The organism is Curtobacterium sp. AC272, from assembly GCF_979258155.1.
The window spans coordinates 723,460-737,368 of the sequence record NZ_OZ409838.1 but is presented as its reverse complement, the minus strand read 5'-3'; the positions used below and the strand labels follow the sequence as shown (position 1 = coordinate 737,368).

At 71.6% G+C, this 13,909-nt stretch carries 13 protein-coding genes and 1 pseudogene; 12 read left to right on the top strand and 2 right to left on the bottom strand.

Annotation, left to right across the window (positions count from 1 at the left end; all coding sequences use genetic code 11):
* Nucleotides 1-21 precede the first annotated feature (21 nt).
* A complete protein-coding gene (locus ACZZ0J_RS03700; RefSeq protein WP_123937792.1) occupies nt 22-636 on the top strand; it encodes a deaminase in 615 nt (204 codons plus the stop codon).
* A gap of 7 nt (nt 637-643) precedes the next feature.
* On the opposite strand, the gene ACZZ0J_RS03695 is transcribed toward ACZZ0J_RS03700, so the two are convergent.
* Nucleotides 644-838, bottom strand: a complete 195-nt coding sequence (locus ACZZ0J_RS03695; RefSeq protein ID WP_194647846.1) for a hypothetical protein — start codon at nt 836-838, stop codon at nt 644-646.
* Complete coding sequence (locus ACZZ0J_RS03690) at nt 838-1,128, bottom strand: hypothetical protein (RefSeq protein ID WP_463434920.1); 291 nt, start codon at nt 1,126-1,128, stop codon at nt 838-840. Before ACZZ0J_RS03690 ends, ACZZ0J_RS03695 begins: the two co-directional genes overlap by 1 nt.
* A 369-nt stretch (nt 1,129-1,497) precedes the next feature.
* Between ACZZ0J_RS03690 and ACZZ0J_RS03685 the strand changes: the two are divergent.
* From ACZZ0J_RS03685 to gmk, 11 genes and pseudogenes are all read left to right on the top strand, one after another.
* Nucleotides 1,498-2,289, top strand: a pseudogene (locus ACZZ0J_RS03685) (ABC1 kinase family protein); the annotation flags it as partial.
* A gap of 756 nt (nt 2,290-3,045) precedes the next feature.
* Nucleotides 3,046-3,609 (top strand): elongation factor P, encoded by a 564-nt coding sequence (efp, locus tag ACZZ0J_RS03680; protein ID WP_111083909.1) that lies wholly within the window; start codon nt 3,046-3,048, stop codon nt 3,607-3,609.
* Nucleotides 3,610-3,619: 10 nt separating this feature from the next.
* Nucleotides 3,620-4,072 carry a transcription antitermination factor NusB gene (gene nusB, locus ACZZ0J_RS03675; RefSeq protein WP_463434918.1) on the top strand — a complete coding sequence of 151 codons (453 nt, stop codon included), beginning with the start codon at nt 3,620-3,622 and terminating at the stop codon, nt 4,070-4,072.
* A gap of 56 nt (nt 4,073-4,128) precedes the next feature.
* Nucleotides 4,129-4,695, top strand: coding sequence for a bifunctional pyr operon transcriptional regulator/uracil phosphoribosyltransferase PyrR (pyrR, locus tag ACZZ0J_RS03670; RefSeq protein ID WP_165900972.1), 567 nt, complete (start codon nt 4,129-4,131; stop codon nt 4,693-4,695).
* Nucleotides 4,695-5,654, top strand: a complete 960-nt coding sequence (locus tag ACZZ0J_RS03665; RefSeq protein ID WP_123294316.1) for an aspartate carbamoyltransferase catalytic subunit — start codon at nt 4,695-4,697, stop codon at nt 5,652-5,654. Before pyrR ends, ACZZ0J_RS03665 begins: the two co-directional genes overlap by 1 nt.
* The gene (locus ACZZ0J_RS03660) at nt 5,651-7,009 is read left to right on the top strand and encodes a dihydroorotase (protein ID WP_463434914.1); all 1,359 of its coding nucleotides are present in this window, start codon (nt 5,651-5,653) and stop codon (nt 7,007-7,009) included. Before ACZZ0J_RS03665 ends, ACZZ0J_RS03660 begins: the two co-directional genes overlap by 4 nt.
* A complete protein-coding gene (locus ACZZ0J_RS03655; RefSeq protein ID WP_194647841.1) occupies nt 7,006-7,569 on the top strand; it encodes a PH-like domain-containing protein in 564 nt (187 codons plus the stop codon). The genes ACZZ0J_RS03660 and ACZZ0J_RS03655 overlap by 4 nt, the downstream gene beginning before the upstream one ends.
* The gene (gene carA / locus ACZZ0J_RS03650; protein WP_123937797.1) at nt 7,566-8,765 is read left to right on the top strand and encodes a glutamine-hydrolyzing carbamoyl-phosphate synthase small subunit; all 1,200 of its coding nucleotides are present in this window, start codon (nt 7,566-7,568) and stop codon (nt 8,763-8,765) included. Before ACZZ0J_RS03655 ends, carA begins: the two co-directional genes overlap by 4 nt.
* Nucleotides 8,765-12,058 (top strand): carbamoyl-phosphate synthase large subunit, encoded by a 3,294-nt coding sequence (gene carB, locus ACZZ0J_RS03645; RefSeq protein WP_194647839.1) that lies wholly within the window; start codon nt 8,765-8,767, stop codon nt 12,056-12,058. Before carA ends, carB begins: the two co-directional genes overlap by 1 nt.
* Nucleotides 12,055-12,939, top strand: a complete 885-nt coding sequence (gene pyrF, locus ACZZ0J_RS03640) for an orotidine-5'-phosphate decarboxylase (protein WP_463434909.1) — start codon at nt 12,055-12,057, stop codon at nt 12,937-12,939. Before carB ends, pyrF begins: the two co-directional genes overlap by 4 nt.
* On the top strand, nt 12,936-13,889 hold the full coding sequence (gene gmk / locus ACZZ0J_RS03635; RefSeq protein WP_228510018.1) for a guanylate kinase: 954 nt from the start codon (nt 12,936-12,938) through the stop codon (nt 13,887-13,889). Before pyrF ends, gmk begins: the two co-directional genes overlap by 4 nt.
* Nucleotides 13,890-13,909: the final 20 nt, after the last annotated feature.

Here is a 13,909-nt window from a genome sequence, read left to right as displayed (position 1 = left end):
ATGCGCCGTTAGCGTCGCCGCATGTCTGCAGCAGCCCTCGCCCCGTTCCCGACCGAGCTCCGTGTCGGCGTCCCCGACTGGCTCCGCGACGCGCAGGCCGCTGCTCCGGAACACCTCGGCACCCGCGCGGAGCGGTTCGCGCTCGTGAACGCCCTCGCCGAACGGAACGTCGAGGAGGGCACCGGCGGCCCGTTCGCGGCGGCCGTCGTCGACGAGGACACCGGCGCGGTCGTCGCCCTCGGGGTGAACCTCGTGCTGCACACCAACCTGTCGTCGATGCACGCCGAGGTCGTCACCCTCGGACTCGCACAGGCTCGGACGGGCGCCTGGAACCTCGGCCGTGACGTCGGCCACCGGCGCGTGCTCGTCGTGAACGCCCAACCGTGCGTGATGTGCCTCGGCGCCCTGCTGTGGTCGGGGGTCTCCGCGCTGGAGTTCGCCGCTGACGGAGCCACGGTCGAGCGGATCACGGGCTTCGACGAGGGACCGGTGCCGGGGGACTGGCGCGAGCAGCTCGTTGCTCGGGGGATCGACGTGCACCAGGAGCACGGCACCGGTGCCGAGACGGCGCTCGAGCGTTACCGCGACCTCGTCGAGTCGGGCGCCACCGCGCGCTACAACGGCAGCGGTGCCTGACCCGGCGTCAGCGCAACACCCGCCGCGTCCGTCGCCACCACCACTTGACGTGCATCGACACGGTGGTGACGCCTGTCCGTTCGGCCTCAGCCATCTCAGCGACCGTCGCACCTTCCAACCACGCCGCGAGCTCGGCGTCGTCGTCGTCCGTTCCGTCGACCTTGAACGACGGCCGGTCGGGGAGCGGTGCGAACAGGTGCATCATGGTTCCTTCTCGTCAGGGGGCAACGGTGGATGTCGACGGAGTGCCCGCAGAGCGAGGTTCTTGTCGGCTTTCGACGCCCACCGTACGGTCATCATGCGCTCGAGCACAGTCCTCGAAATGTCGTGTTCCGCCGACGTCTCCTTGGGGCGCATCGCCCACGTCAACCGCTTCCACGCCTGGTCGCGGTCAGCGGAGCGACGGCTCTGGAACGCCCCGAACCAGCTGACGACCGCCGCCACGATCGCCGCTCCGGCGGCGATGCACGCCGCGACCATTGCTGTCTCCATGGGGCAAGCCTGCGGCAGTGGGCGCGACCCGACGCGACACGCGAGCCGACCTGTGGATGCCGGACCGCGCCTCCCGGCCTGTGCACGACAACGGGCGCACCCGGCGGACCCAGCAGCGGGGAGCAGACTGACGACGTGCCCAACCCACCCCGACTGAGCGACCTGTCCGGCTCGCAGGAGGCCGACGCCGGCACCCTCCGGTCCCGCGGCCGCCGGTTCACCGAACTGCTGTCGATCGCGAGACGCCACCGCCTCGTCCCGTTCCGTCGCCTCGACTTCTCGCACGACCCGGCCACCTCCGACCTGCGCCGCAGCCAGGCCGAGCACCTGCGTCGTGCGCTGGAAGAGGCCGGCGGCGGGTTCGTGAAGATGGGCCAGCTGCTCTCCACGCGTGACGACCTGCTGCCGGAGGAGTGGACCGAGGGACTCGCCCACCTGCAGCGCAACGTCACCGCCGCCCCCGCCGACCAGGTGCTCGCCCTGCTCGAACAGGAACTCGGCGCACCGGTCGACCAGGTCTTCGCGTCCTTCGACCCGGTGCCCGTCGCCGCGGCCTCGATCGCCCAGGTCCACCGCGCCCGCCTGCCCGACGGCACCGCGGTGGCGGTCAAGGTGCAGCGTCCCGGCATCGACGCCGCCGTCCGCCGTGACGTCGACATCGCGCTCCGCGTCGTCCGCTTCATGGCGCGCTGGTCGACCGAGGCCCGGCAGGTCGGCGTGCAGGACGTGGCCGCGCAGTACGCCGACGACCTGGTCCGCCAGGTCGACTTCGTGTCCGAGCTGAGGAACCTCACCGCCCTGCGTGCCGCACAGGCCCGCAGTGCCCGTCCGGACGAGGTCCGGTTCCCGGACCCGTACCCGGACCTGTCCGGGCGCCGCGTGCTCGTGATGGAGTTCCTGGAGGGCGACACGCTCAGCGCGATCCGCGCCGAGCGTGCGGACCGCGACCTCGACGGCCCGATGCGCGCGATCCTGCGCGCGTTCCTGCGACAGGTCGTCTTCGACGGCCTCTACCACGCCGACCTGCACCCGGGGAACGTCCTGGTGCTGCCCGACGGGCGGCCCGCGTTGATCGACTTCGGATCGGTCGGGAGGCTCGACCCGACCCTCCGGGACACGGTCCAGGACCTGCTGGTCGCCTACCTGCAGGACGACACCTCGCGGATCGCCGATGCGGTCCTGCGGATGGCACCGGTGCGCGACGCGCACGACGAGCCCGACTTCCGTCGGGACATCGCGCGCTTCGTCGCGGACGAGCTCGGACCGGGCGCGCGCATCGGCGTCGAGACGGTCGACGACGCCGTCGAGGTGTTCGGGCGGTACCGGCTCAAGGCGCCGGCGGACTTCGTCGCCGCCGCGCGGGCGCTGGCGATCTTCGAGGGCACCCTCCGGACGCTCGCGCCCTCGTTCGACCTGCTCGAGGAGTCCCGCGGGCTCGCCCGTGAGCAGATCACCGACCAACTCCGCCCCGGCAAGCTGCGCGACCTGGCGGCGAAGGAGCTGATCGGCGTGGTCTCCGCGGCCCGACGGCTGCCGCGCCGGGTCGACCGGATCGGCGAGGCGATCGAGACGGGCAAGTTCACCGTCAACATCCGGCTCTTCGCGGACCGACGCGACCGCGAGCTCGTGTCCGGCATGATCCGGCGCATCCTGCTCGTGCTGCTCGGCGCCGGTGCCGGCATCCTGGCGATCGTCTACCTGGCGCTGCCCGCCCGACCGGACGCGGCGATCTCGACCGCGGTGGCCGGGGCACTCCTCGGGGAGCGGCCGTGGTGCTGCTCGGCTGGGCGGCGATCGACTCCTGGCGCGCCCGGCGGCGGCGCTGATGGCGACGGGCGGGCGTCCGCTACACTCGTCCGGGGCCCAGCGCGGCCCGAAGACCTTTCACAACACGACCGAACGGGACACCGAAGACTCATGGCCAGTACCACTGACATCAAGAACGGCGCCGTTCTCATCATCGACGGCCAGCTGTGGTCGGTCGTGGAGTTCCAGCACGTCAAGCCCGGCAAGGGTGGCGCGTTCGTCCGCACCAAGCTGAAGAACGTCGTCTCCGGCAAGGTCGTCGACCGCACCTTCAACGCCGGTGCGAAGATCGACACCGCCGTGGTCGACCGCCGCGACTATCAGTTCCTCTACGAGGACGGCGACTCGTACGTGTTCATGGACACCGACACCTACGACCAGATCCCGGTCTCGGCGACGGTCGTCGGCGACGCGAAGAACTACCTGCTCGAGTCCGCGATGGTCACCATCGCGATGAACGAGGGCAACCCGCTCTACGTCGAGCTCCCGACGTCGATCGTGACCGAGGTCGAGACCGAGCCGGGCCTGCAGGGCGACCGCTCCTCCGGTGGCACCAAGGACGCGACCATCATCGCGACCGGCCACCGCATCCAGGTCCCGCTCTACCTCGAGAGCGGCACCACGGTGAAGATCGACACGCGCGACGGCAGCTTCCTCGGCCGCGTCAACTCCTAGGCGACGCTGTATGAGTGCTCGTTCGAAGGCCCGCAAGCGCGCCCTCGACATGCTGTACGTGGCCGAGGTGCGTGAGCTCCCGATCGCGGACGTCCTGGCGACCGAGACCGTCCGTCACCTGGACCAGCCCGAGCGTGCCTCGAGCTGGGACTACGCACGGCAGATCGTGTCGGGCGTCGATGACGCCCGCCACGAGATCGACTCCGTCATCATCGACCACGCCCAGGGGTGGTCGATCGCCCGGATGCCGGTGCTCGACCGCTGCATCCTGCGGATGGCCGTCTGGGAGCTCCGGTTCAACCCGGAGGTGCCGGACGCCGTCGCGATCGCCGAGGCCGTCGAGCTCGCCCAGTCGCTCTCGACCGAGGACTCCGCGGGCTTCGTGAACGGTGTCCTCGGAGCCGTCGCCGGCGGTCGTGCACCGTCCGGTCGGACGGTCGCAGGGGACCAGGAGTCCCGCTAGGCTTGTGCACGTCAGCATCCTTTAATGCCGTCCAGTGAGGCGGGGAAGGGGTCGACGTGGGTACCAGAACGGTCCTGCAGCAACCCGACATCACGCGCGCTCTGACGCGCATCGCACACGAGATCCTCGAGGCCAACCACGGCGGCTCGGACCTCGTCCTCCTGGGCATCCCGACCCGGGGCGCAGTGCTCGCCGAACGGCTGGGCCGTGTCCTGGCGGACATCGAGCCCGAGTGGCAGTCCGCGCGGGCGGGCATCGGGTCCGAACGGGTCGGCACGCTCGACGTGACCATGCACCGGGACGACCTCGGGCACGGCATCGGTCGTGCCCCGCACCGCACGGTGATCCCCGCCGGCGGCATCGACGGCAAGGTCGTCGTGCTCGTCGACGACGTCCTGTACTCGGGCCGTACGGTCCGGGCAGCGCTCGACGCCCTGCAGGGGATCGGCCGGCCTCGCGCCGTCCGGCTCGCCGTGCTCGTCGACCGCGGCCACCGCGAGCTGCCGATCCGCGCGGACCACGTCGGCAAGAACCTGCCGACCGCCTCGGACGAGCGGGTCACCCTGCACCTGTCCGAGACCGACGGCGACGACACCGTGTTCATCGAGCAGGGGGTGGCGTGATGCGGCACCTGCTCTCCACCGCCGACCTGTCGCGCGACCAGGCCGTGCACATCCTCGACGTCGCCGAGGAGATGGCCGAGGTCAACACGCGCGAGGTCCGGAAGCTCCCGGCGCTGCGCGGCAAGACGGTCGTGAACCTGTTCTTCGAGGACTCGACACGCACGCGCATCTCGTTCGAGGCCGCGGCGAAGCGCCTGTCGGCCGACGTCATCAACTTCGCGGCCAAGGGCTCGAGCGTCTCCAAGGGCGAGTCCCTCAAGGACACCGTGCAGACCCTCGGCGCGATGGGCATCGACGGCATCGTCATGCGGCACGGCTCGTCCGGTGCGCCGCGCGTGCTGGCCGACGCCGACTGGATCGACGTCCCCGTGGTGAACGCCGGCGACGGCACGCACGAGCACCCGACGCAGGCGCTGCTCGACGCCTTCACCATGCGTCGTCGCCTGCACGGTGCCGGGTCGCGTGGACAGGGCCTCGACGGCGTCCGGGTCCTGATCGTCGGCGACGTGCTGCACAGCCGCGTCGCCCGGTCGAACGCGTGGCTGCTCCGGACCCTCGGCGCGAGCGTGACCTTCGCCGCACCGCCGACGCTCCTGCCCGCCACCACGACCCCGTTCGGGGCCGCGGTGCACCACGACCTCGACGCCGCCCTGGCCGAGGACCCGGACGTCGTCATGACGCTCCGGATCCAGCAGGAACGGATGGACGACGCGTTCTTCCCGAACCCGCGCGAGTACACGCGGCACTGGGGCCTGACGGCTGCGCGGTTCGCCCGACTGTCCGAGCGCACGCTGATCATGCACCCCGGTCCGATGAACCGCGGGCTGGAGATCGCCGGCGTCGCTGCCGACGACCCCCGTTCCACCGTGGTCGAGCAGGTCGAGAACGGCGTCTCGGTCCGCATGGCGGTCCTCTACCTGGCCCTGACCGGCACCGAACCGAAGGAGTCCGCAGCATGACCGCTCACCTGATCCGCGGCGCGCAGCTGGTCGACGGCTCGCGCGCCGACATCCGACTGCAGGACGGCCGCATCACGGCGATCGGCTCCGGCGCGGACGCGAGCGGTGCCACGGTCGTCGACGCCGACGGGCTCATCGCCCTGCCGGGTCTCGTCGACCTGCACACCCACCTGCGCGAGCCCGGTCACGAGGAATCCGAGACGGTCCTCACCGGCTCGCGCGCCGCGGCGGCCGGTGGCTTCACCGCCGTCAACGCGATGGCGAACTCGAGCCCGGTCGCCGACACCGCCGGGGTCGTCGAGCAGGTGCAGGCACTCGGTGACGACGCCGGCTACGTCACGGTCCGCCCGATCGGCGCGGTGTCGCAGGGGCTGCAGGGCACGCACCTGTCCGAGATCGGTGCCATGGCGACGAGCAGGGCGAAGGTCCGGGTCTTCTCGGACGACGGCTCCTGCGTGGCCGACCCGCTCCTCATGCGCCGCGCACTCGAGTACATCAAGGGCTTCGGCGGGGTGCTCGCGCAGCACGCGCAGGAGCCCCGCCTGACCATCGGTGCGCAGATGAACGAGGGCCGGCTGTCGTCGGAGCTCGGGCTCGCGGGCTGGCCGGCCGTGGCGGAAGAGGCGATCATCGCCCGCGACGTCCTGCTCGCCGACCACGTCGGGGCTCGGTTGCACGTCTGCCACGTCTCGACCGCCGGCAGCGTCGAGGTGATCCGCTGGGCCAAGTCCCGCGGCATCGACGTCACCGCCGAGGTCACCCCGCACCACCTCGTGCTCACCGAGGACCGCATCGCCGGGCACGACGGCGCCCCCGGGTACGACGCCCGCTACAAGGTGAACCCGCCGCTCCGGGCCCGCGAGGACGTCGACGCCCTGCGCGCCGCCCTGGCCGACGGCACCATCGACATCGTCGCGACCGACCACGCGCCGCACACCGCTGAGGCGAAGTGCTGCGAGTGGCCGGCGGCGGCGAACGGCATGGTCGGCCTCGAGTCGGCGCTCAGCGTCGTGCAGTCCGCCGTCGTCGCGTCGGGGCAGCTCGACTGGGCCGACGTCGCCCGGGTCCTGTCCGAGGCGCCCGCGCGCATCGGCCAGGTCGAGGGCCACGGTCAGCGCATCGCCGAGGGCGCACCCGCCGAGATCACGCTCTACGACCCGACGGCCAGCCGCGAGTTCGCGGTCGCCGACCTCGCCGGGCAGTCGCAGAACTCGCCGTACCTCGGCATGACCCTGCCGGGCCGGGTGGTCGCCACGTTCCACCTGGGCGCGCCGACGGTGCTCGACGGCCGCCTCGTCGACGCCGACACCGTCGCCGCGCACGCCGCGGCACTCCGGACGGGGGTGCGCGCATGAGCGGCGACGCCGCACGCTGGTTGCTCGGCGGGGTGATCCTGCTCGCGGTGGCCGCGCTGTTCGTCGCCATGGCGCGCACCTGGCGGACGCGGACCAGGAAGCAGGCGGAATCCGTGCCTCCCGTCCCCGTCCCGACCACGATCGGACCGATGGTCGGGTCCTGGGACGGTTTCTCCGTCGCGACGACCCGTGCCGACCAGCCGCTGGAACGCATCACCGCCGGCGGGCTCGGGTTCCGGGGCCGCGGCGGCGTGCGCGTCCACGCGACCGGTGTGGTCCTGCGGCTCGCCGGCGCGGACGACCGCTGGGTCGAACGTGCTGCGGTCCGCGGTGCCGACCGCTCGACGTGGGCGATCGACCGGGTGGTCGAGCCCGGGGGACTGGTCCGTCTGCGATGGACGGCGACCGGCGCCGCAGGTGCGACGGACCTCGACACGTACTTCCGGTTCCCGGAGGACGACGCAGCAGCGCTGCTCGCCCTGCAGGGACTGACCGAGACCGGGCCGCAGGCGACTGCGGCCGATGCCCCGCGAACCGCGGGCGAAGGGAAGAAAGCATGACACGCGAACGGGCCGTCCTGGTCCTCGAAGACGGCACCCGGTACGACGGCTGGGCCTACGGCGCCCGCGGGCGCACGCTCGGCGAGGTGGTCTTCGCGACCGGCATGACCGGCTACCAGGAGACGCTGACCGATCCGTCCTACGCCGGCCAGATCGTGGTGCAGACCGCGCCGCACATCGGCAACACCGGCGTCAACGACGAGGACCCCGAGTCCCGTCGCATCTGGGTCGCCGGGTACGTGGTGCGCGACCCCAGTCGCGTGGTCTCGAACCACCGCGCGAACGCGTCGCTCGACGACCACCTGGTGCGCGACGGCATCGTCGGGATCTCCGGTATCGACACCCGTGCCCTCACGCGACGGATCCGCGACGCCGGCGCCATGAAGGGCGGCGTCTTCAGCGGTGCCGACGCGACGCTGTCGGAGTCGGAGCAGCTGGACGCCGTCCGGTCGCAGGCCACGATGGCGGGCGCGAGCTTCTCGGCGATCGTGTCCACCCCGGAGACCTACGTGGTGCCGGCCGAGGGTGAGCAGATCGGCCGGCTGGCCGTGCTCGACCTGGGCGTGAAGGCATCGACCACCCGCTACCTCGCCCAGCGCGGCTTCGAGGTGCACGTCGTGCCGCAGGACATCTCCGCTGCGGCGCTCGAGGAGCTCGCACCGGACGCCCTGTTCTACTCGAACGGCCCCGGGGACCCCGCGGCGTCGGACGCCCAGGTCGAACTGCTCCAGGGCAGCCTGCGGACCGGTCGCCCGTTCTTCGGCATCTGCTTCGGCAACCAGCTGCTCGGCCGCGCGCTCGGCTTCGGCACCTACAAGCTGCCCTTCGGGCACCGCGGTATCAACCAGCCGGTGCTCGACACCACCACGGGCAAGGTCGAGATCACGAGCCAGAACCACGGCTTCGCGGTCGACGCCCCGCTGGGGCAGGTCCTGGAGTCGCCGGCCGGGTTCGGCCGCGTCGAGGTCTCGCACTACTCGCTGAACGACGACGTGGTCGAGGGCCTGCGGGCGCTCGACGTGCCCGCGTTCAGCGTGCAGTACCACCCTGAGGCCGCCGCTGGTCCGCACGACAGCATGTACCTCTTCGACCGGTTCGCGGACCTGGTGCGCGCGCGACGTGACGGGGAGCCGCTCGACGCGGCCACCGCCGACGCGACCACTCCCGCAGCAGACATCACCAAGGAAGCGAACTGATGCCCAAGCGCGCAGACATCAACTCCGTCCTCGTCATCGGTTCCGGCCCGATCGTCATCGGTCAGGCCGCCGAGTTCGACTACTCGGGCACCCAGGCGTGCCGCGTCCTCCGTGCCGAGGGCGTCCGGGTCATCCTCGTCAACCCGAACCCGGCGACGATCATGACCGACCCCGACTTCGCCGACGCGACCTACATCGAGCCGATCACGAACGCGTGCCTCGAGGAGATCATCCGCATCGAGAAGCCGGACGCCGTCCTGCCGACGCTGGGCGGCCAGACCGCCCTGAACGCGGCGATCGCGCTCGACGAGGCCGGCATCCTCGAGAAGCACGGCGTCGAGCTCATCGGCGCCAAGGTGGACGCCATCCAGCGCGGCGAGGACCGCCAGCTCTTCAAGGAGCTCGTGCTCGAGTCCGGCGCCGACGTGGCCCGGAGCCACATCGCCCACACGCTGGAAGAGGCGAAGGAGTTCGCGAAGGACCTCGGCTACCCGCTCGTCGTCCGCCCGTCCTTCACCATGGGTGGTCTCGGTTCGGGCTTCGCGTACGACGAAGCCGAGCTCGTCCGCTTCGTCGGCGACGGGCTGCAGTCCAGCCCGACGACCGAGGTCCTGCTCGAGGAGTCGATCCTCGGCTGGAAGGAGTACGAGCTCGAGCTGATGCGCGACAACTACGACAACACCGTCGTCATCTGCTCCATCGAGAACGTCGACCCGGTCGGCGTGCACACCGGCGACTCGATCACCGTCGCACCGGCGCTCACGCTCACCGACCGCGAGTACCAGAACATGCGCAACATCGGCATCGACATCATCCGCCGCGTCGGTGTCGACACCGGTGGTTGCAACATCCAGTTCGCCGTCGACCCGTCGAACGGCCGCCTGATCGTCATCGAGATGAACCCGCGCGTCTCCCGCTCGTCAGCCCTGGCGTCGAAGGCCACGGGCTTCCCGATCGCGAAGATCGCCGCGAAGCTCGCCATCGGGTACCGCCTGGACGAGATCCAGAACGACATCACGAAGGTCACCCCGGCCAGCTTCGAGCCGACGCTCGACTACGTGGTCGTGAAGACCCCGCGGTTCGCGTTCGAGAAGTTCCCCGCGGCGGACGCCACGCTCACCACGACGATGAAGAGCGTCGGCGAGGCGATGGCCATCGGCCGCAACTACGCGACGGCGCTGCAGAAGTCGCTGCGGTCGCTCGAGAAGCGCGGCTCGAGCTTCCACTGGGACACCCCGGCGGCGGAGCTCGACAAGGACGCCCTGCTCGCGAAGTCGTCCGTCCCCACCGACGGCCGGATCGTCACGGTGCAGCAGGCCCTGGTCGCCGGCGCCACTGCCGACGAGGTCTTCGACGCCACGAAGATCGACCCCTGGTTCATCGACCAGATCGTGCTCATCAACGAGGTCGCCGCCGAGGTCGCGGCCGCCGACGAGCTCGACGCGGACACCATCCGGTGGGCCAAGGAACACGGCTTCAGCGACACCCAGATCGCGGCGCTGCGCAGCACCCCGGAGCACCCGGTCAGCGAGCAGCAGGTCCGTGACGACCGGCACGCCCTCGGCATCCGGCCCGTGTTCAAGACCGTCGACACGTGCGCCGGCGAGTTCCCCGCCCTGACGCCGTACCACTACTCGTCGTACGACGCCGAGACCGAGGTGGTCGCGAGCGACCGCAAGAAGGTCGTCATCCTCGGCTCCGGCCCGAACCGCATCGGCCAGGGCGTCGAGTTCGACTACTCCTGCGTGCACGCGTCCTTCGCGCTGAGCGACGCCGGGTTCGAGACGATCATGATCAACTGCAACCCCGAGACGGTCTCCACCGACTACGACACCTCAGACCGCCTGTACTTCGAGCCGCTCACGGCCGAGGACGTCCTCGAGGTCATCGAGGCCGAGGCCGCGTCGGGTGAGCTCGTCGGCGTCGTCGTGCAGCTCGGCGGGCAGACCGCCCTGGGCCTGGCGAAGCCGCTCGAGGCGGCGGGGATCCCGATCCTCGGCACCAGCCCGACGGCGATCGACTCCGCCGAGGAGCGCGGCCAGTTCTCCGCCATCCTCGACGCCGCGGGACTGCTCGCGCCGCGCAACGGCACCGCCCACGACCTGGCGAGCGCGACCGCCGTGGCCGAGGAGATCGGCTACCCGGTGCTCGTCCGCCCGTCCTTCGTGCTCGGCGGCCGCGGCATGGAGATCCTGTACGACTCCCCGTCGCTCGCCGACTACTTCGACCGGATGGCCGACCAGGCGATCATCGGCCCGGAGCTCCCGCTGCTCGTCGACCGGTTCCTGGACGACGCGGTGGAGATCGACGTCGACGCGCTCTTCGACGGCGAGCGGCTCTACATCGGCGGCATCATGGAGCACCTGGAAGAGGCCGGCATCCACTCCGGCGACTCCGCCTGCACCCTGCCCCCGGTCGGCCTCGGCCGCGCCGAGATCCAGGGCGTCGTCGACGCGACCGAGAAGATCGCCCGCGGCATCGGCGTGCAGGGTCTGCTCAACGTCCAGTTCGCCATCGGCGCCGGCGTGCTCTACGTCCTCGAGGCGAACCCGCGCGCCAGCCGCACGGTCCCGTTCGTCTCCAAGGCGCTCGGCATCCCGCTGGCCAAGGCCGCGTCCCGCATCATGACCGGCACCAGCGTCGACGAGCTCGTCGCCGAGGGCATGCTGCCGGCCCGCGACGGGGCGTTCGTCCCGATGGAGGCCCCGGTCGCCGTGAAGGAGGCCGTCCTGCCCTTCCGCCGCTTCCGTACCCGCGAGGGTCAGGTCGTCGACTCGGTCCTCAGCCCCGAGATGCGCTCCACCGGCGAGGTCATGGGCATCGACCGCGACTTCCCGCGGGCGTTCCTCAAGTCGCAGGACGCTGCGTACGGCGGCCTGCCGACCAGCGGCACGGTCTTCGTGAGCGTCGCGGACACCGACAAGCGCGCCATCGTGCTGCCGGTGCACCGCCTGCAGCAGCTCGGCTTCACGATCATCGCGACCGAGGGCACGGCGGAGATCCTCCGCCGCAACGGCATCGAGGTCGGCATCGTCGGCAAGTACAGCCAGGGCGGCGAGAGCGTCGTCGACCTGCTGACGCGCAACGAGGTCGACATCGTCATCAACACGCCGTCGGGTGCCGCCGGTCGTGCGGACGGGTACGAGATCCGTGCGGCCACGGTCGCAGCGGACAAGCCGCTGTTCACGACGATCGCGCAGATCGGTGCGGCGGTCGCGGCGATCGAGACGATCGGCACGCCGCTCAACGTCCGGAGCCTGCAGGACTACGCGCGGGAGCGCGCCACCTGGTGAGCGACGGACGATCGGGAGGCCCGGCCTCCTTCGGCGATCGGCTCGCGTCCGCGATGCGCGAGCGTTCACCGCTCTGCGTCGGCATCGACCCCCACGCCACCACCCTGGCGGCGTGGGGGCTCGGCCGCGACGAGCAGGGCCTGACCGCCTTCGGTGCGGCCCTGGTCGACGCGGCCGCCGGCCGCGCGGCGATCGTGAAGCCGCAGATCGCCTTCTTCGAGGCGGCGGGGGTCGCGGGCTACCGCGCGCTCGACGCGACGATCCGTCGGGCACGTGATGCGGGCCTCCTGGTCGTCGCCGACGTGAAGCGGGGCGACATCGGGTCGACCGGTGACGACTACGCGCTCGCGTGGCTCGACCGTGACGGGCCGTTCGCGGCCGACGCGATGACGGTGTCGCCGTACCTGGGCTACGGCTCGCTCAGCGGGACGGTCGACGTCGCCCGGCGGAACGGTGCCGGGGTCTTCGTGCTCGCTGCGACGAGCAACCCGGAGGCGCGGGTGCTGCAGACCGCGGTCCTGGCGGAGGGCCCGCGTGCCGGGCGGTCCGTGGCTGCCGGTATCGTCTTGGACGTGGCAGACGACAACCGGGCCGCGGGCGACCAGGCCCTCGGCGACGTCGGGCTCGTGCTCGGCGCGACCCTTCACCTCGACGACTTCGGCATCGACGCGGACGCGATCGGCACCGCGCCGCTGCTCGCCCCGGGCTTCGGCGCCCAGGGCGCCCGGATCGAGGACCTCCGTGCGCTGTACGGTGCGCGCGCCGAGCAGGTGCTCGTGAGCGAGTCGCGCGGGCTGCTGACCGACGGTCCGGACGGCGTCGCGGCACTCGTGTCCGAGCGCGCCGACCGGATCCGCGCCGCCCTCGGAGCCGCAGCATGACCGCCGACGGCGACCGCACCGACGGCGACCGCACCGACGGCACCGACCTGCCGGCCCACCGCACGCCACCGGAGGTCGACCGCGTCGCGGCGGCCCAGGCCGCGGTCGCCGCGCGACGCGCCCGGGCCGCGGTCAAGTCCGCGATCGCGTCGGGGGAGCGCTCGGCACTCGAGGTTGCTCGCTCGGCGTGGGACGACGCCCTCGTCGACACGACCTCGGCGGAGCGCTCGCTCCGGGTGCGCGACCTGCTCGTCAGCCTGTCCGGCATCGGTCCGGCACGTGCCGAGTCGATCATGGGCACGCTGCGCATCGCGCCGTCGAAGCGCCTCGGGGGCCTCGGCACCCGGCAGCGCACGGCACTGGCCGACTGGCTCGCCGCCCGCGGTCGCAAGCGCGGTGCCTCGAAGCTCGTCGTCCTCGCCGGGCCGACTGCGGTCGGCAAGGGCACGGTGAGCGCGTACATCCGCGAGCAGTACCCGGACGTGAACCTCAGCGTCTCCGCCACCACCCGGAAGCCCCGCCCGGGCGAGGTCGACGGCGTGCACTACTACTTCGTCGACGACGCTGAGTTCGACCGGATGATCCGCGAGCGCGAACTGCTCGAATGGGCCACGGTGCACAACTCGTACCGGTACGGCACCCCGCGGCCGCCGATCGACCGTGCGCTCGACGCCGGCGAGCGGGTCATGCTCGAGATCGACCTGCAGGGTGCTCGCCAGGTCCGTGACGCCATGCCCGAGGCCGTGCTCGTGTTCCTGCTGCCCCCGACGTGGGAAGAACTGGTGCGTCGACTCATCGGCCGCGGCACCGAGTCGCCCGAGGAACAGGCGCGTCGACTCGACACCGCGAAGGTCGAACTGGCCGCCCAGGACGAGTTCGACGTCCGCATCGTGAACTCCGATGTCGGCACCGCGGCACGACAGGTCGTAGACTTGTTCTCTGCGCCCTGACGGGTGCACCGACGACGAGG

Coding starts and splice junctions, on each gene's coding strand:
- ACZZ0J_RS03655 (WP_194647841.1), top strand. CDS start 7,006: ATGAGCGGCGACGCCGCACGCTGGTTGCTCGGCGGGGTGATCCTGCTC.
- ACZZ0J_RS03660 (WP_463434914.1), top strand. CDS start 5,651: ATGACCGCTCACCTGATCCGCGGCGCGCAGCTGGTCGACGGCTCGCGC.
- carA (WP_123937797.1), top strand. CDS start 7,566: ATGACACGCGAACGGGCCGTCCTGGTCCTCGAAGACGGCACCCGGTAC.
- carB (WP_194647839.1), top strand. CDS start 8,765: ATGCCCAAGCGCGCAGACATCAACTCCGTCCTCGTCATCGGTTCCGGC.
- ACZZ0J_RS03690 (WP_463434920.1), bottom strand. CDS start 1,128: ATGGAGACAGCAATGGTCGCGGCGTGCATCGCCGCCGGAGCGGCGATC.
- gmk (WP_228510018.1), top strand. CDS start 12,936: ATGACCGCCGACGGCGACCGCACCGACGGCGACCGCACCGACGGCACC.
- ACZZ0J_RS03695 (WP_194647846.1), bottom strand. CDS start 838: ATGCACCTGTTCGCACCGCTCCCCGACCGGCCGTCGTTCAAGGTCGAC.
- efp (WP_111083909.1), top strand. CDS start 3,046: ATGGCCAGTACCACTGACATCAAGAACGGCGCCGTTCTCATCATCGAC.
- nusB (WP_463434918.1), top strand. CDS start 3,620: ATGAGTGCTCGTTCGAAGGCCCGCAAGCGCGCCCTCGACATGCTGTAC.
- ACZZ0J_RS03665 (WP_123294316.1), top strand. CDS start 4,695: ATGCGGCACCTGCTCTCCACCGCCGACCTGTCGCGCGACCAGGCCGTG.
- ACZZ0J_RS03700 (WP_123937792.1), top strand. CDS start 22: ATGTCTGCAGCAGCCCTCGCCCCGTTCCCGACCGAGCTCCGTGTCGGC.